Origin of the sequence: Actinomycetospora sp. NBC_00405, from assembly GCF_036044095.1 — a bacterium.
Lineage (GTDB): Bacteria > Actinomycetota > Actinomycetes > Mycobacteriales > Pseudonocardiaceae > Actinomycetospora > Actinomycetospora callitridis.
This window is the reverse complement of sequence record NZ_CP107938.1, coordinates 5,069,337-5,085,609: the sequence shown is the minus strand read 5'-3', so window position 1 is coordinate 5,085,609 and position 16,273 is coordinate 5,069,337. Positions and strand designations below refer to the sequence as shown.

Below are 16,273 nucleotides of genomic sequence, written 5' to 3'. Positions count from 1 at the left end.
AGGAGTGCGGATGACCACCATCGACGAGCAGTCCACCGCGGCACACGCGGCCCCGGACACCGGAGCCGAAGCGGCGGCCGCGGCCGGTGCCAACCCGGCACTGGTCGGCGTCCCGACATTCGTGATCGGCTCGGTGGCCCTGGGGCTCTACCTGGTCGGCTTCACCGGAGCGTCGAGCACCGCACTGGTGGGCTTGCTCCCGATCCTGTTCATGTGCACCGGGATCGGGCAGCTGGTGGCCACGGTCTGGTCGGTGCGCATCGGGGCCGGGGCACCGGCAGCCATCTTCGGCATCTTCACCGGGTTCTGGCTGAGCTTCGCCGTGCTGGCGACCTCGCTGGGCCAGGACTGGTTCGGGCCGACCTCCACCGACACCGCCGTCGCCACGGGCGCCCAGGAGACCTTCCTGCTCACCTGGCTGATCGGCATCGTCATCCTCACGGTGGCCTCGCTGCGCCTGCCCGCCATGTTCACCGTGCTGTTCGTCCTCATCGACGCGGCGCTGCTGCTGGTGCTGCTGGGGACCTCGAGCGGCTCGACGGGCCTGCTGTTCTTCGGCGGCATCGTGGTGTTCGCCTTCGCCCTGGTCGGCGTCTACATGTTCTTCGACGCCATGGGGCAGGCGACCGGCGGGAAGCCGATGCCGATGGGCAAGGCCCTCATCGGCGGCTGACCGACCCGCATACCCACGTACCGCGAGGGACGCCCTGACCGCCGGCGACGGCGTCGGGGCGTCCCTCGTCCTGCGTGCGGGGCTCACCGGAAGTCCCGGGAGCTCGAGGGCACGCGGAGCTCGAGGCGTTCGATGCGGTCGGCGACGAGGTTGACCACGGTCGGCGCGTCGTGGGCGCGCTCGACCCGGCCGCGGATCACGAGCGCCGCGCTGGTGCGGGCCACCACCCGGTGGCGCGCCCAGAGCCCCTCCGAGCAGACCACGTTGAGCATGCCGGTCTCGTCCTCGAGGTTGAGGAACGTCGTGCCGCCCGCGGTCGCGGGGCGCTGGCGGTGGGTGACCACCCCGCCGACCTCGATGCGCTCGCCCTCGGGCACGCGGGCGACCGCGCCGACCGAGTAGGCGCCGCGCTCCTCGAGCGCGTTGCGCAGGTGGGTCACCGGGTGGCTGTCGGGCGTGAGGCCGGTGGCCCAGACGTCGGCGACAGTGAGCTCCACCGCGCTCATCCCCGGCAGCGCTGGCGCCTCGAGACCCACGGCGGTGCCGGGCAGGCGGTCGTGACGCACACCGTCGCGCACCACCCCGACCCCGGCCGCCGCCGCCCCGGCCGCCCACAGCGCCTCGCGGCGCTCGAGCCCGAAGCAGCGCAGCGCCCCGGCGGTGGCCAGCGCCTCGACCTGCGCGGTGGGCAGCTCGGCGCGGCGGGCGAGGTCCGCGACGTCCCGGTAGGGGCCCTCCCGTTCCCGTTCCGCCACGATCCGGGCGGCCACCTCGTCCCCCATCCCGCGCACCCCGGCGAGACCGAGCCGCACCGCGACCCCGCCGGTGCTGTCCGGGTGCGGCTCCAGGCCCGGGGTGTCCGCGGAGACCAGGACGTCGGGGCCGAGCACCACCACCCCGTGGCGGCGGGCGTCGGCGGTGAGCGACTGGGGCGAGTAGAAGCCCATCGGCTGGGCGCGCAGGAGCGCCGCGCAGAAGGCGGCCGGGTAGTAGAACTTGTACCAGGCGCTGACGTAGACCAGCGACGCGAAGCTGATCGAGTGGCTCTCCGGGAAGCCGAAGTTGGCGAACGCCTTGGTCTTGCCGAAGATCGTGTCCGCGAGGTCCCCGGTGATCCCGTTGGCGGCCATCCCCTCGTAGAACCGCTCGCGCATCCGCTCGATCCGCTCGCTCGAGCGCTTGGCCGACAGCGCGCGTCGCAGCTCGTCGGCCTCGGCGGCGGAGAAGCCCGCGACGTCCACGGCGAGCTGCATGAGCTGCTCCTGGAACAGCGGCACCCCGAGCGTCTTCTCCAGGGCCGGCTCGCAGAGCGGGTGGTCGTAGACGATGCGCTCCAGGCCGTTGCGCCGCCGGATGTAGGGGTGCACCGAGCCGCCCTGGATGGGCCCGGGACGGATGAGCGCGACCTCGACCACCAGGTCGTAGAACTCCCGCGGCCGCAGGCGGGGCAGCGTGGCCATCTGCGCCCGGGACTCGACCTGGAACACGCCCACCGAGTCGCCCTCGGCGAGCATGGCGAACACCTTGTCGTCGGTGGCCTGCAGCTCGTGCAGCTTCACGCGGACGTCGTGGTGCTCGGCGACGAGGTCGGCGGCGTAGTGCAGCACCGAGAGCATGCCCAGGCCCAGCAGGTCGATCTTGACCAGCCCGACCGCCGCCGCGTCGTCCTTGTCCCACTGGATGACGCTGCGACCCGGCATCCGTCCCCACTCCACGGGCACCACCTGGTCGACCGGACGGTCGCAGATGACCATGCCGCCGGAGTGGATCCCCAGGTGGCGGGGGAAGCCCGCGATCTGCTCGGCGAGGGAGGCGACCGCCGCCGGCATCTCGGGCACCTGCCCCGCCAGCACTGCGCCCGTACCTCCGGCCGACGGCCCCCACCGGTCGATCTGCTTGCTCCACGCGTCCTGCTGACCCTGCGCGAAGCCCAGCGCGCGGGCCGCGTCACGCACCGCCGAGCGCGGCCGGTAGGTGATGACGTTGGCGACCTGCGCCGCGCGGTCGCGCCCATAGCGGGCGTAGACGTACTGGATGGCCTCCTCGCGGCGGTCGGACTCGATGTCGAGGTCGATGTCGGGATAGCCGTCGCGCTCCGGGGAGAGGAACCGCTCGAACAGCAGGTTCATCTCGACGGCGTCGACGTGGGTGATGCCCAGCGCGAAGCACACCGCCGAGTTCGCCGCCGACCCCCGTCCCTGACAGTAGATGTCATGATCGGAGCAGTACTTCACGATGTCGGCGACGATGAGGAAGTAGCCGGGGAAGCCCTGCTTCTCGATGACCCCGAGCTCGTGCTCGATCACCTCGAACGCCCGCGGCGAGCGCATCCGGTCGCCGTAGCGCAGCGCGGCCCCCATCCACGTCAGCCGGCGCAGCCAGCTCGCCTCGGTCTCGCCCTCGGGCACCGCGAACGGGGGCAGCTCGGGCGCCAGCAGGTCGAGGGAGAACGCGCACTCGCGACCCAGCTCCGCGGCGCGGGCGACGGCCTGCGGGTGGCGGGCGAAGCGGTCGGCCATCTCCGCCCCGGAGCGCAGGTGGGCCGGCCCCGGCGGCAGCCAGCCCTCGGCGTCGTCGAGGCTGCGCCGTGCCCGCACTGCCGCCAGCGCGGCCGCGAGCCGGGCGCGGTCGGGGGTGGCGTAGTGCGCGCCGGTGGTGGCCACCGTGCGCAGGCCGCGCCCCCGGGCGGCCCCCGCGGCGAGCCCCGCCAGCGCCGCGTTGCGCTCGGTGTCGTCCGGGAGGCCCTGGTCGGTGAGCTCGACCGCGATGTTCTCGGCGCCGAACAGGGCGACGAGACGGTCGAGCTCGCGGGCGGCGCCGACCGCCCCCTCCGCCGCCAGCGCCCGGCGCACCGATCCCTTGCGGCACCCCGTCAGCACCTGGACGTGGCCGCCGAGCGTCGCCGCGACCCGCTCGGCGTCGTAGACCGGGCGCCCCTTCTCCCCGTGGGTGTGCATCTGCCCCTCGGTGATCGCCCGCGAGATCGCCCGGTAGCCGTCCGGGTCGCGGGCGAGGACCAGCAGGTGGTCGCCCTCGGGATCGGGCACGCCGTTCTGCGGCGCGGACAGGCCCAGCGAGAGCTCGGCGCCGTAGACCGTCGGCACCCCCAGCTCCTGCGCGGCCTCGGCGAAGCGGACCACGCCGTACATGCCGTCGTGATCGGTGAGCGCGATCGCCTCCAGCCCCAGCCGCGCGGCCTCCTCGACCAGCTCCTCAGGGTGCGACGCGCCGTCGAGGAAGCTGAAGTTGGAGTGCACGTGCAGCTCGGCGTAGGGGACGGTGACGCCCGTCGGGCGCGTCCCCGCCGGCGACCGGTAGGGCGTGCGGTGCCGCGACCACGCCGGGCTGTCGCCCCCGTCGCCCGGGAAGTGCTCCTCGCGCGGCGGGCGGAGCGTGCCGGGGCCGTCGATCCGCTCGCTGTCGTCGAAGGCCAGGGGATCGCGGACGACGTCGTCCGGCGGCCAGGGGCCGATGTGCCCCTCGTGCGGCTCACCGTCCCTCCTGGCCGCGCTCCGCTGCGCCGCGTCGCCCTGGATCGCCTTCCGCGATCCGTTGCCCCGCCCCTGCAGGCTCGGCCCGTCGGAGGGGCGCCCCGACAGCAGGCGCTCCATCTCCGACCAGCTCACCGGCGGGTTGCCCCACCCCACGTCAGATCCCTCCCTCGGCGATGGTCCGGCTCCCCGGCGCTCCGCGTCCGTCAGTCATAGATCCCCTCCACCGCCCAGCGCTCGCCGCGGTGGACGAGCAGCAGCGCGCGTCCCACCGCGTCGGCGCCGGACGCCACCGGGTCGGGCGCGAGGTCGGCGGCCGGGTCGGGCTCCGGGTCGCGGCCCGCGGCGATCTCGTCGGCGTCGGTGGCGCACACGACCTGGATGCGCACGCTGCCCCCGGGCGCGGTCCGGGGGTCCCACCAGCGGCCGGGATCGGGCCACGGGCCGCCCCAGGCCCGGACCGGCGCGGTGGGCGCCGCCGGGTCGGTGCCGAGGGCCACGTGCGCGGGCGGCGCCGAGAGACGACCACGGGTGGCCCGGCGCACCGGGGCACCGTCGGCGTCGAGCACCCGCGCCGGCAGCGGCTCGGGCGGCACCCGGGCCGGCGACGGCGCCGTCAGCGCGCCGGGCCAGGGGGCCTGCGGATCGACGCCCGGGGTCTCGCGCTCGTCGCCCCACGGCACCAGCTGGATCCGCTCGCCCGGCCCCCGCCCGCCACCGGACACCCCGGTGAGCACCTCCTCGGGCCCGAGCAGGCCCTGGACCCGCACCAGGGCCCGACCGGCCCGCTCGTCGGCCACCCCGACCTCGCCCCAGAGCCCGAGCTGCAGCCGCCCCGCCTCGACGACCTCCTCCGGCACGAGGCGCAGCACCGTGAGCCCGCCGTCGGACCGCCCGGCCCCCTCTCCTCGACGCGACAGCCAGCCCTCGAGCTGCCAGCGGACGCGGTCGGCGGTGCCGTTCGGGGTCAGCGGCTCGGCGCAGCGCCACACGCGGGCCAGCTCGTCGCCCTCGGTGGTGCGGGCCTGCACCCCGAGCCGCGTGCACGCGAGCCCCGCCCGCCCCAGCGCCTCGTGCAGGCGTTCGGCGAGCGAGCGGGCGGCGAAGGCGGCGGCGTCGACGCGGTCGACCGGGGGATCGAGCGGGAGCTCCACGGTGAGCTCGTCGGGGATGCGGCGTCGCGAGGGCGGGCGCTCGTCGAGCCCGCGGGCCAGCCGGTGGGCCCGGACCGCGGCCGCGTCGAAGCGCGAGGCCACGTCGGTGGGCGACAGCTCGGCGAAGGCGCCCAACGTGCCGAGACCGAGACGGCGCAGCAGGCCGATCAGCTCCGCGCGGGCGGCGCTGGCGTCGTCGTCGGCACCCGCGGTGTCGGGCTCGACGCCCGGTTCGAGCTCGAGCTCGGTGACCGGCAGCGGCGCCAGGAACGCCGGACTCTCCCCCGCCGGCACCAGCAGCGAGCGACGCGCGGCGAGCCCGGCGGCGAACAGCCCGTCGGCCACCCCCACCTGGCACTCCACGCGAGCGCGCGCGGCGACGTGGTCGACCAGGCGCTCGGCCACGGTCTCCTCGCTGCCGAAGTACCGGGTGGGCCCACGCGCCGAGAGCGCGACCAGCCCCGGACGCACCACCTCCACGCCGGGCGCCAGCTCCTCGACCGCCGCGGCGACCGGCTCGAAACCCCGGGCGTCGCGCTCGGGATCGCGGGCGAGCACCGCGAGGTCGGGGCAGCGGGCCTGGGCCTCGCGGCGCCGCAGCCCCCGGCGCACCCCCTGCGCCCGCGCCGTCGCCGAGCAGGCCACGACCCGGTGCGACGCCAGGACCGCGGCGGGCCGCGCGGACGGCAGGCCGGCCTCGGCCGCGCCGGCCACCACCGGCCAGTCGGGACACCACAGCGCCAGGACCCGCGCGGGCGCGCTCATCCGACCGCCCCGATGCGCGTCGGCTCGTCCGGCACCGGGCGCGGGGGCCCCGTCAGCGGCGCCCCGATCGGCAGCTCGCCGTCCGGCGCGCACTCCCCGGCCGGCCCGGGCAGCAGCACCGGCACCTCCTGCTCGCCGGGGCGGCCGCGGGCGGCGCAACGCACGCGGACGCGCCGCGAGCGCAACCGTCCCGTGCCGTCGCCACCGAGCCCGGCCCACGCGCTGCCCTCGGCCCGCAGCTCGACCTCGGCGCCCGGCCACGTCCCCGGCGCGCCCACGGGGACCAGCACCGCCCCCCGCTGACGGACCCGGGCCCCGAGCCGCTGCCGATCGCCCGCCGGCCACCGCACCCCCGGCAGCGTGGTGTCGAGCACGACCACGTCCACCCCGTCGACCAGGGCGGCCACCACCGCCGCCGGCCGGGGACCAGGACGCGGCACCAGCGCCGTGCGCGAGAGGTCGAGCCCCGCCTCGGCGGCGGCCTGGATCCCCAGGTCCGGCAGGCCCACCAGCGCGCACCACGCCCCGCCCCGCGACGCCTCGGCCAGCAGCGCGAGCAGCAGCGACGTGGAGCCGCACACGGCCACCGCCGACCCGCGCCGCAGCCCGCCGCCGGGCAGGATCCCGGCCAGCGGGCCCGCCACCGGCAGCACCGCGCTGCCCTCGGTCTCGACCCGCGGCGCCCCCGTGACGGGCGCCGCCACCGACTCCGCCCCCGACTCCGCGACCGTCTCGACCACCGGCTCCTCCGCCGGCGCCGACCCTCGCCTGCTGCCCCGCCGACCCCGCAGCTCGGAGGCCCGCACCACCCCGAGCTCGGCCCACCGCCGCGACGGGGAACCCTGCTCGTCGAGCAACGACGACGCACCACCCATGAGCGCCTCCTCGAACACGTGTTCGAACGAGGAGAACGCTAACCCACACCCCCGACAACCGCCGAGCCCTGCGGGCCGGGATCACCCTGACCGGCGGTCAGGAGAACGAAGCACTTGGCGGGGACAGATCCGCTCCTCGCCGACGCAGCGGCCCACGGCTCGCCCCGCCGCCGCAGGACGGGCAGGCTCGGACCATGACCGAGCGCGTCCTCGTCACCGGAGCCGCCGGGCGGATCGGCGGCTACCTGCGGTCCCGCCTCGCCCGCCCCGGCCGCACCCTGCGCCTGCTCGACGTCGACACACCGCCCGATCAGGAGGCCGACGAGGAGGTCGTCACCGCCTCCGTCACCGACCTCGACGCGCTCGTCGCGGCGAGCGCGGGAGCCGACGCCGTCGTCCACCTCGGCGGGCACAGCGGCGAGGAGGCGTGGGACCACATCCTGGCCACCAACATCCACGGCACCTACGTCGTGTTCGAGGCCGCTCGCCGCGCCGGCGTACCGCGCGTCGTGTTCGCCAGCAGCAACCACGCCGCCGGCTTCCACCCCGCCGTCGACCCCGTGCCCGACGACCTCCCGCCCCGACCGGACACCTACTACGGCGTCGGCAAGGTGGCCGGCGAGGCGCTCGGCAGCCTGTACCACGACCGCTACGGCCTCGACGTGGTCTGCCTGCGGATCGGGACGTGCCGCGAGCGCCCCACGGACGCCCGCGGGCTGTCGACGTGGCTCTCGCCCGACGACTGCGGCCGGCTCGTCGAGGCGTCGCTGACCTGCCCGTCCCCGGGCTTCCGCATCGTCTGGGGCGTCTCGGCCAACACCCGTCGGCGGTGGGCGCTCGCCGGCGCGCACGAGATCGGCTACCGCCCGCAGGACGACGCCGAGGTGTTCGCCGACGAGGTGGACCGGCGTCCGGTCGACACCGACTCCTACGTGGGCGGCGAGTTCGCGGGCTCGTCCTTCGACGCCCCGGCCTGAGCCACGACGGCCTCCTCGATCCGGATGGCCTCCTCCATGAGCATGTCGGCCAGGCGCACCAGGAAGCCCTCGTCGAGGCCGTGCTCCCGCGCCCGGGCCGCGGCCTGACGCTCCACCTCGGCCGCCCGACCGGGCTGGAACACCGGCATCCCGACCTGCGCCTTGATCGCCCCGACGCGCTCGATGCAGCGCATCCGGTCGCGCACGAGGGCGAACAGGGCCTCGTCGATGCCGTCGAGCTCCGCGCGCAGCTCCCCGAGCCCCTCGGTCACGATTCCTCCTGGGATCGACCCACAGTGATGACGAGCCGGACGAGCCGACCTACGGTACCCCTCATGGCCCTGCCGACGGCTACGTTGCGTGCATCGCTGCCGTTCCTCCCCGTCGCCGCGGGCCTCTTCTGCATCCAGCTCGACTTCTTCTCGCTCGGCCTGGCCCTGCCGACGATCGCCGTCGACATGGGCACGACGGTGACGGACCTGCAGTGGCTGCTCAGCGGCTACATGATCGCCCTCGGCGCCGTGCTGATCCCGGCGGGGCGGCTCGGCGAGATGCTGGGGCGCCGCGAGGTGCTGCTCACCGGGATCGCGGTGTTCGGCCTGAGCTCGCTGGTGTGCGGGGTCGCGACGTCGGTGCCGGTGCTCATCGCCGCCCGCGCCGTGCAGGGCGTCGGCGCCGCACTGATCATGCTCGGCCAGCTCGCGGTGCAGAACGTCCTCCCGCCGCAGCAGTCGGCCGAGGGCTCCGGGGCCATGCTCACCTCGCTCATCTGCTTCGGCGGCATCGGGGTCGTGGCGGCCGCCGCGGTGATCGAGGCGGTCGGGCCGCGGCCGCCGACCTCGACCGGGCTGGCGCTGACCCTGCTCGCCGTCGCCGCCCTCCTCCTCGTCGCTGGCGTCGCGACCCTGATCAGCCAGTGGCCGCGTCACCGCGCTCCCCGAGCCGTGTCCGTCTGAGGAGAAGGAGGACGACCCGTGGTCAGTGCCGAGGCACAGCGCTTCGCCGACATGGTGCGACAGGCGCCGAGGATGGCCGAGCTCCCGCTCGCCGCCCAGCGCACGGCCGGCGAGCACGCCGAGGACCTCAGCGCGACGCCGGAGGGGATCACCTACGAGACCGTGGCCGACGGCGGCGTCGCCGGGGTGTGGGCGCAGGCGTCGGGACCCGCGCCCACCAGCACGGTGCTCTACCTCTTCGGGGGCGGGCACGTCATCACCTCGCCGACGTCACGGCACAAGTTCGCCGGCCACCTGGCCCGCGCGCTGGACGCCCGGGTCCTGCTGCTCGACTACCCGCTCGCGCCGGAGCACCCCTACCCGCAGGACGTGGACGCGGCGGTCCGGGCCGCGCGGTGGCTGCTCGAGCGGCAGCACGTCCCGGCGGACCGCCTCGTGCTCGTCGGTGAGTCGTCCGGCGGCGGCCTCGTCCTCGAGACGCTGCTGGCCGCCGCCCGTGCCGGGCTCCCGCGTCCGGCGTCGGCCTACCTGATGTCGCCCTGGGCGGACCTGACCTGCTCGTCCGCCTCGTTCGCCGCCCGCGGCGACGTCGACCTGGAGTGCAGCCACGAGAGCCTCACCCGGATGGCGGGCGAGTACCTCGACGGCCACGCCGCCACCGACCCGGCCGCCTCCCCCGTGCTCGCGGCGCCGGAGATCGTCGCGTCGGCGTGGCCGCCGCTGCTCGTGCAGGTCGGCAGCCACGAGGTGCTGCTCGACGACTCCCTGGCCGTGGCCCGCCTCGCGGCGCTGGCCGACGTGCCGGTCACCCTGGACGTCTGGTCGCAGATGCAGCACTTCTTCCAGCTCGGGGTCGGCGTCTACCCCGAGGCGGCCGCGGCGCTCGCCCGGGCGGGGACGTGGCTGCGCGAACTCAGGGGACCATCGGAGCGCGCCGGAGATCGGTAGGCAGCGCGACGAAGGAGCGCTGACTGCCGCTTCTCCTCGGCGCGAGCATCAGTGGGCGAAGTGGCGGGTGCCGGTGACGTACATGGTGACGCCGGCCTTGTTCGCGGCCTCGACGGTCAGCTCGTCGCGCACCGAGCCGCCGGGCTGGACGACGGCGGCGACGCCGGCCTCGGCGAGGACCTCGAACCCGTCCGGGAACGGGAAGAAGGCGTCGGAGGCGGCGACGGAGCCGGCGACGCGGTCGCCGCCCCGGGCCACGGCGAGCTTGGCCGCGTCGACGCGGTTGACCTGCCCCATGCCGACCCCGATCGTCGCGCCGTCGTGGGCGAGCAGGATCGCGTTCGACTTCACCGCGCGGCAGGCGCGCCAGGCGAACGCGAGGTCGGCGAGCTGCTCGGGCGACGCCGCCGCGCCGCAGGCCAGGGTCCAGTGGGCGGGGTCGTCGCCGGGGGCGTCGACGGCGTCGCGCTGCTGGAGCAGCAGGCCGCCGGAGATCGCCCGCTGCTCGGCGGGTGAGGGCGCCCAGGTGGCGGTGAGCACCCGGATGTTCTTCTTCCGGGCCAGGATCTCCACCGCGCCGTCGGCGTAGGACGGGGCGACGATCACCTCGGTGAAGATCTCGGAGACCGTCTCGGCCATCGCCGTCGAGACCTCGGTGTTGGCGGCGATGACCCCGCCGAACGCGCTGGTCGGGTCGCAGGCGTGGGCCCGGCGGTGCACCTCGGCGACGTCGGTGCCCACCGCGATCCCGCACGGGTTCGCGTGCTTGATGATCGCCACGCAGACCCCGTCGTGGTCGTGCGCGGCACGCCAGGCGGCGTCGGTGTCGACGTAGTTGTTGTACGACATCTCCTTGCCGTGCAGCTGCGTCGCGCCGGCGATGCCCGAGGTGTTCTCCGGGTCGCCGTAGAGCGCGGCGGCCTGGTGCGGGTTCTCCCCGTACCGGAGCACGGCGCGGCGCCGGGCGGTGGTGCCCACCCAGCCCGGGAACGGCGAGCCTTCCCCGTCGGGGGCGAGCACGTTGCCCATCCAGGACGCCACGGCGACGTCGTAGGACGCGGTGTGGCGGAACGCCTCGGCCGCGAGCGCCCGGCGGTCGGCCAGCGGGACGCCACCCTCGGCGGCCTGCTCGAGCACCCAGGCGTAGCGCGTCGGGTCGGTGACGACGGCGACCGACTCGTGGTTCTTCGCGGCCGCGCGGATCATCGCGGGACCGCCGATGTCGATCTGCTCGACGCAGTCGTCGGGCGATGCGCCGGAGGCGACGGTGGCGGTGAACGGGTAGAGGTTGACCACCAGCAGGTCGAACGGCGCGATGTCCAGCGACTCGAGCGCCTCGGTGTGCGTGGGCAGGCGGGTGTCCGCCAGCAGCCCGGCGTGCACCCGCGGATGCAGCGTCTTGACCCGCCCGTCGAGGCACTCGGGGAACCCGGTGACCTCCTCGACGCGCGTGACCGGCACGCCCGCATCGGCGATCCGTCCCGCGGTCGACCCGGTGGAGACGATCTCGACGCCGGCCGCGTGCAGCCCGGTGGCCAGGTCGAGCAGGCCGGCCTTGTCGAACACGCTGACCAGGGCGCGGCGGATCGGGCGGCGGCCGTCGGTGCCCGACCTGGCGGCGGCCTGGGACTCGGTGGCGGTCACGGAATTCTCACTCCTCGTCCGGTGACGGTGGCGCCGTGGCGGACGAGCGCCGCCACGGTCTCGACGAGCACGCGGCGCTCCACCACCTTGATGCGCTCGTGCAGCGTGTCCTCGGTGTCGTCCGGCTCCACGGTCACGGCCTCCTGCGCCAGCACGGGACCGGTGTCCACACCGGCGTCGACCAGGTGCACGGTCGCGCCGGTGACCTTCACGCCGTAGGCGACGGTGTCGCGCACCGGGTGCGCGCCCGGGAACGCCGGCAGCAGGGCGGGGTGGGTGTTGATCGTGCGGCCCCCGAACCGGGCCAGGAACGCCGTCCCCAGCAGCCGCGCGAACCCCGCCGACACGACGAGGTCCGGCTCCGCGGCGGCCACGGTGTCGGCCAGCGCCGCGTCCCACCCGGCGCGGTCGGCGTGCTCGGCCGGGGGGACGACGACGGTGTCGATACCCGCCGCCGTCGCGCGGTCGAGGGCCCCGACGGCCGAGCGGTCGGAGACGACGGCGACCACGCGCGCCGGGTACCCGTCGTCCTCGCCGGCGTCCAGCAGGGCCTGCAGGAGGCTCCCCGACCCGGAGGCCAGGACGACGACGCGGGCGGGCGCCGGCAGTCGCAGCCGGTGCTGCTCGGTGGTGGTCAGCGCTGCTCCCGGGCCGGGCGTGGATGTCGCCCACAGATTAGCCGCGGACGCCACCACCAGGACCGACGCCCTCGTCACCGCCGGTCCCGGCCGGGTCGGGCTCCTCGTCCGATGCCTCCTCGACGTCCCCGTCCGCTGCGTCGGTGACCTCGTCGAGCTCGGCGGCGACCTCCGGCGTCGGCGGGGGCGCCGTGGTCCTCGGGCGCCGCCGCACCGGGCGAGCGGCGGCCCCGCTGGTGCCGATCGGCACCGCGAGCAGGGCGACGACGAGGCCGGGGACGAGCACCCAGCCGAGCACCGCGAGCGTCACCAGGCCCGCGGGCACCGACACCGGGTCGAAGGGCCCCGCGCCCAGGCGCCCGCCGGACAGCGCGGCGGCGAGGCCGACCAGGACGGCGGCGGTCACGGCCGCGATGAGCACCGAGCGGACCCGCGTCGGGGCGTCGGGCGCGGTCGGCGAGAGCCGCCACCCCACCAGGCTGCCGACGGCGAGCGGGACGGCGAAGGCGAGACCGGCCCAGGTCGGGGGCGGGCTCTGCGGCAGGAGGGCCGCGAGCGGGATCGGCGGGAGCAGGCCGGAGGTGATCGCCATGGGTGTGGCCGACGCCGCGCCGATCGACACCCCGGGACCGATCAGCCAGCCCGTCGCCGCCACGACGGCGTTGGGCAGGTAGGCGGCGGTGAGCAGGGCCAGCCCGGCGCCGCTCCCGGCCTCGGGGGCGATGCCGAGGAACACGCCGCGGACTCCCGCGACGTCCGCCAGCAGGGCGGCGAGCAGCAGGGCCACGCCCGCCGTGAGCAGGCCCGCGGTGGCGAGGAGGCCGCCGCGCAGCCCGTGGCGGGCCCACGCCGGCAGGCGACGGGTCAGGGTCAGCACGCCGCACGGGCCCGCGACCCCGGCCAGCGCGGCCAGGCCCGCGAGCACGCCGCACGTGACGCCGGCGAGCCCCGGTGAGGCATCGACGACGTTCTCCGGGGTCAGCAGGGCGGCGGCGAGCACCCCGATCACGGCGTGCGCCGCGGCGGCGGTGGCCACGACGGGCACGAGGACGCCGTGCAGGGGCCGCGAGTCGCCCGGCCGTGCGCCCAGCCGCCGGACCGCGCCGCGGGCGACGCCCGCGACGAGGACGGCGAGCAGGATCGCGGGCGTCAGCGGCAGGACGCCGAGCGGGACACCGGTGACCTGCAGGGGCACGAGGTGCGCGACCAGCCACAGCGGGATGCCGACCGCCAGCGCCTGACCGAGGCCGGGTTCGCCGCCCGGCGTCGTGCCGGAGGCCAGCGCGGCGACCACGCCCGCGACCACCACCGCGACGCCGTAGCAGACCGCCGGCGCCAGCAGTGCCACGCGCGCGAGCACGGGGAGCCACGCCGACGTTCCGGTCGGCCGCGCCGGCGCCGCGGCGGCGGCACGACGGCCGCGCCGCGGGGGGTCGTGCGTCGGCGCCGTCACGCCTCCAGACCCTGTCAGCCGGGCGTCGTCGCACCCGGCTGCCACGCCGCGCGGGCGCCCCGGCGGCCGGAGCGAGGGTCACCCCGACTGCGTCCGGGGCAGCGAGGGCGTCCCTCGCTCCCTCCGTGACGCGCGGGACTCAGCGGGGCGAGCCCCACTCGCCGCGGCGGTCGTCGGACGACGAGGACTGCGGGCGGCCCGGGTCCTCGCCGGACTCGTGGGCGCCCCGGGACTCGCCCTGGGGAGGCTGCGGCGCGATGGGCCCGCCGGGGCTGCCCGAGGGGGCGCCCCAGCCGGTGGACGGGATGCCGTAGCCGGGGGTGGAGCTGCCGCCCCCGGGCGAGGCCCCGGCGGCCGAGGCCTGCGGAGTCCCCGACGGCAGGGTGTTCGACCCGGCCCCGTCGTGCGGGCCCGCGGACGACGAGCTGCCCGGGCCTGCGCCGTACGACGGGCCGCCGTCGCCGGAGCCGTAGGTGGAGAACCCGGCGGCGGGGGTGCCGGTGGGGCCCCCGCCCGACGTCGGGGTGACGGCGGTGCTGCCCGCCGACGCATCGGGAGCGTCGTCGCGGTCGGAGCGGGCGCCGGACGTGTCGCCGCCCGACGCGGAGGGGCCCTGCCCGGAGGCGGTGGCGCCGGGGACGACCTGGGTGGTGGCCGCCGCCGAGCCGACGGCCGGGGAGCCCGGGCCGCCGTAGCCCGCACCAACGGGACCCGAGGGCGGGCCCGCCGCCTGGCCGCCCTGACCGGGACCACCCTGACCGGGACCGCCCTGACCGGGCCCACCCGGACCGCGGGGGTTGGCGAACTGACCGGACCCCGGGCCGGTCTGCGGGCCGCCGTACCCGGGCGGTCCGCCCGGAGCCCCGCCCCAGGGACCACCGGGACCGGCGGCGTGGGCACCGGGCCCGCCGCCGCCCGCCGGCGCGCCGAACCCGGACGAGGCGGGACGCGACGCCGGCGCGTTGATCACACCGCTGGCGAAGAGCGCGGCGACCACCGAGGCGACCGCGGCGAGCACCGCGAGCACGACCTGCACGACGAGCAGCCCGTCGGCGTAGGCCAGCAGCGGGAGCATGGCGAGCGCGCCGGTGACGCCGACGACCGCGCCCGGCACCAGCGTCTGCGGGCCGCGCGGCAGGAGCGAGGCCGCCGTGAGCAGGCCGCCGGCGAGCACCAGCGGCAGGTAGAACAGCGACCCGAAGGCCGCGCTGAGGTCGGAGGCCACGCCCGACGCCTCGGCGGAGCCGAAGAAGGTCAGGATGTAGGCGAGCAGGGCGAGGATGCCGGCGCCGAGCGCCACGCCCTTCTCGGCACCCGAGGACGCCGTGGCGCCTGAGGCCCCGGACGCCGACGGGTTCGGTCCCGTGGAGGCGCCGGAGTCCGACGTCGTCGCGATCGTCGTGGTCGCCGCCGGGAAACCGCTCGACGACGGATACGACGGGGCCTGGCCGCCGGCACCCGGTCCGGCACCCCAGCCCTGCTGGGCGTGCTGGCCCTGCTGCCCCTGTTGGCCGTAGCCCTGCTGGGTGCCGTAACCGCCCTGACCGGGCGAGGCGTAGGGCTGGCCCTGCGCGGGCTGGGCCTGCCCCTGACCGGGCTGGCCCTGACCGGCGCCGGCCCAGGAGGACCCCCCGTACGGCGACGACGCGCCGTACGGCGAGCCGCCGCCGGAGCCCCAGCCGGGACCGGACGCGCCCTGCGGCCGCTGGCCGGACGGGCCGCCCGGGGGCGGGCCCTGGGTCGGTGAGCTCATGAGGTGTCCTCCCGGGACGACGACGTCAGCGGTGGAGCGGGCGGTCGGGCCGGGTGCTCAGCCCCGGCTGACCAGCGAGCGCGCGAGGTCGGCGGTCTCGGAGGGCGTCCTGCCCACCTTGACGCCGGCGGCCTCGAGCGCCTCCTTCTTGGCCTGCGCGGTCCCCGCCGAGCCGGAGACGATGGCACCGGCGTGGCCCATCGTCTTGCCCTCGGGAGCCGTGAACCCCGCAACGTAGCCGACGACGGGCTTCGTGACGTTGGCCTTCACGTAGTCGGCCGCACGCTCCTCGGCGTCGCCGCCGATCTCGCCGATCATCACGATGGCCTCGGTCTCGGGGTCCGCCTCGAACGCCTCGATGGCGTCGATGTGCGTCGTGCCGATCACCGGGTCGCCGCCGATGCCGATCGCCGTGGAGAAGCCGATCTCCCGGAGCTCGAACATCATCTGGTAGGTCAGCGTGCCCGACTTCGACACGAGGCCCATCTTGCCTGGGCCCGCGATGTTCGCCGGGATGATGCCGGCGTTCGACTTGCCGGGGCTGATGATGCCCGGGCAGTTCGGGCCGATGATCCGCGTGCGGTTGCCGTTGGCGCAGGCGTGCGCCCAGAACCAGGCCGAGTCGTGCACCGGGATGCCCTCGGTGATCACGACGGCGAGCCCGATGCCGGCGTCGATGGCCTCGACCGCGGCGTCCTTGGCGAACTTCGGCGGCACGAAGAGCACCGAGACGTCGGCCCCGGTCTCCTTCATGGCCTCCTCGACGCCGCCGAAGACCGGCACGTTCGTGCCCGTGATCTCCACGGTCGTGCCGGCCTTGCGGGCGTTGACGCCGCCGACGATCTTGGTGCCGGAGGCCAGCATCTTCGTCGCGTGCTTCATGCCCTCGGAGCCCGTGAGCCCCTGGACGATGACCTTGCTGTTCTCATCGAGGAAGATCGACATC

General features: G+C 76.2%; 13 protein-coding genes. 4 read left to right on the top strand and 9 right to left on the bottom strand.

Going from position 1 to position 16,273, the window contains the following annotated elements; genetic code table 11:
- Nucleotides 1-10 precede the first annotated feature (10 nt).
- Nucleotides 11-673 (top strand): GPR1/FUN34/YaaH family transporter, encoded by a 663-nt coding sequence (locus tag OG774_RS25160; protein ID WP_328305053.1) that lies wholly within the window; start codon nucleotides 11-13, stop codon nucleotides 671-673.
- A gap of 83 nt (nucleotides 674-756) precedes the next feature.
- Here the strand turns inward: OG774_RS25160 and OG774_RS25155 are convergent, their stop codons facing one another.
- The 3 genes from OG774_RS25155 to OG774_RS25145 are packed head-to-tail and all read right to left on the bottom strand — an operon-like array spanning nucleotide 757 to nucleotide 6,958.
- Nucleotides 757-4,320 carry an error-prone DNA polymerase gene (locus tag OG774_RS25155; RefSeq protein WP_328305052.1) on the bottom strand — a complete coding sequence of 1,188 codons (3,564 nt, stop codon included), beginning with the start codon at nucleotides 4,318-4,320 and terminating at the stop codon, nucleotides 757-759.
- Between the two features lie 50 nt (nucleotides 4,321-4,370).
- Nucleotides 4,371-6,083 (bottom strand): DNA polymerase Y family protein, encoded by a 1,713-nt coding sequence (locus OG774_RS25150; protein ID WP_328305051.1) that lies wholly within the window; start codon nucleotides 6,081-6,083, stop codon nucleotides 4,371-4,373.
- Nucleotides 6,080-6,958 (bottom strand): hypothetical protein, encoded by an 879-nt coding sequence (locus OG774_RS25145; RefSeq protein ID WP_328305050.1) that lies wholly within the window; start codon nucleotides 6,956-6,958, stop codon nucleotides 6,080-6,082. Before OG774_RS25145 ends, OG774_RS25150 begins: the two co-directional genes overlap by 4 nt.
- Nucleotides 6,959-7,152: 194 nt before the next feature.
- Between OG774_RS25145 and OG774_RS25140 the strand changes: the two genes are divergently transcribed.
- Complete coding sequence (locus OG774_RS25140; RefSeq protein WP_328305049.1) at nucleotides 7,153-7,935, top strand: NAD-dependent epimerase/dehydratase family protein; 783 nt, start codon at nucleotides 7,153-7,155, stop codon at nucleotides 7,933-7,935.
- Here OG774_RS25140 and OG774_RS25135 read toward each other — a convergent pair.
- Nucleotides 7,887-8,207, bottom strand: coding sequence for a chorismate mutase (locus OG774_RS25135; protein WP_328305047.1), 321 nt, complete (start codon nucleotides 8,205-8,207; stop codon nucleotides 7,887-7,889). The genes OG774_RS25140 and OG774_RS25135 overlap by 49 nt on opposite strands.
- 63 nt (nucleotides 8,208-8,270) lie before the next feature.
- Here OG774_RS25135 and OG774_RS25130 point away from each other — a divergent pair, with 63 nt between their 5' ends.
- Entirely contained in the window at nucleotides 8,271-8,891 is a 621-nt protein-coding gene (locus OG774_RS25130) for an MFS transporter (protein WP_328305046.1), read from the top strand.
- Between the two features lie 18 nt (nucleotides 8,892-8,909).
- Nucleotides 8,910-9,839 carry an alpha/beta hydrolase fold domain-containing protein gene (locus tag OG774_RS25125; protein ID WP_328305045.1) on the top strand — a complete coding sequence of 310 codons (930 nt, stop codon included), beginning with the start codon at nucleotides 8,910-8,912 and terminating at the stop codon, nucleotides 9,837-9,839.
- Nucleotides 9,840-9,887: 48 nt separating this feature from the next.
- On the opposite strand, the gene purH is transcribed toward OG774_RS25125, so the two are convergent.
- The 5 genes from purH to sucD all read right to left on the bottom strand — a co-directional run bounded on the left by purH (nucleotide 9,888) and on the right by sucD (nucleotide 16,272).
- Nucleotides 9,888-11,483 carry a bifunctional phosphoribosylaminoimidazolecarboxamide formyltransferase/IMP cyclohydrolase gene (gene purH, locus OG774_RS25120; RefSeq protein WP_328305044.1) on the bottom strand — a complete coding sequence of 532 codons (1,596 nt, stop codon included), beginning with the start codon at nucleotides 11,481-11,483 and terminating at the stop codon, nucleotides 9,888-9,890.
- A complete protein-coding gene (purN, locus tag OG774_RS25115) occupies nucleotides 11,480-12,097 on the bottom strand; it encodes a phosphoribosylglycinamide formyltransferase (protein WP_328311154.1) in 618 nt (205 codons plus the stop codon). The genes purH and purN overlap by 4 nt, the downstream gene beginning before the upstream one ends.
- Before the next feature lie 61 nt (nucleotides 12,098-12,158).
- Nucleotides 12,159-13,574, bottom strand: coding sequence for a cell division protein PerM (locus OG774_RS25110; protein WP_328305042.1), 1,416 nt, complete (start codon nucleotides 13,572-13,574; stop codon nucleotides 12,159-12,161).
- 139 nt (nucleotides 13,575-13,713) lie between these two features.
- Nucleotides 13,714-15,327 (bottom strand): DUF5336 domain-containing protein, encoded by a 1,614-nt coding sequence (locus OG774_RS25105; protein WP_328305041.1) that lies wholly within the window; start codon nucleotides 15,325-15,327, stop codon nucleotides 13,714-13,716.
- Between the two features lie 57 nt (nucleotides 15,328-15,384).
- Nucleotides 15,385-16,272, bottom strand: coding sequence for a succinate--CoA ligase subunit alpha (gene sucD / locus OG774_RS25100; protein WP_328305040.1), 888 nt, complete (start codon nucleotides 16,270-16,272; stop codon nucleotides 15,385-15,387).
- Nucleotide 16,273: the final 1 nt, after the last annotated feature.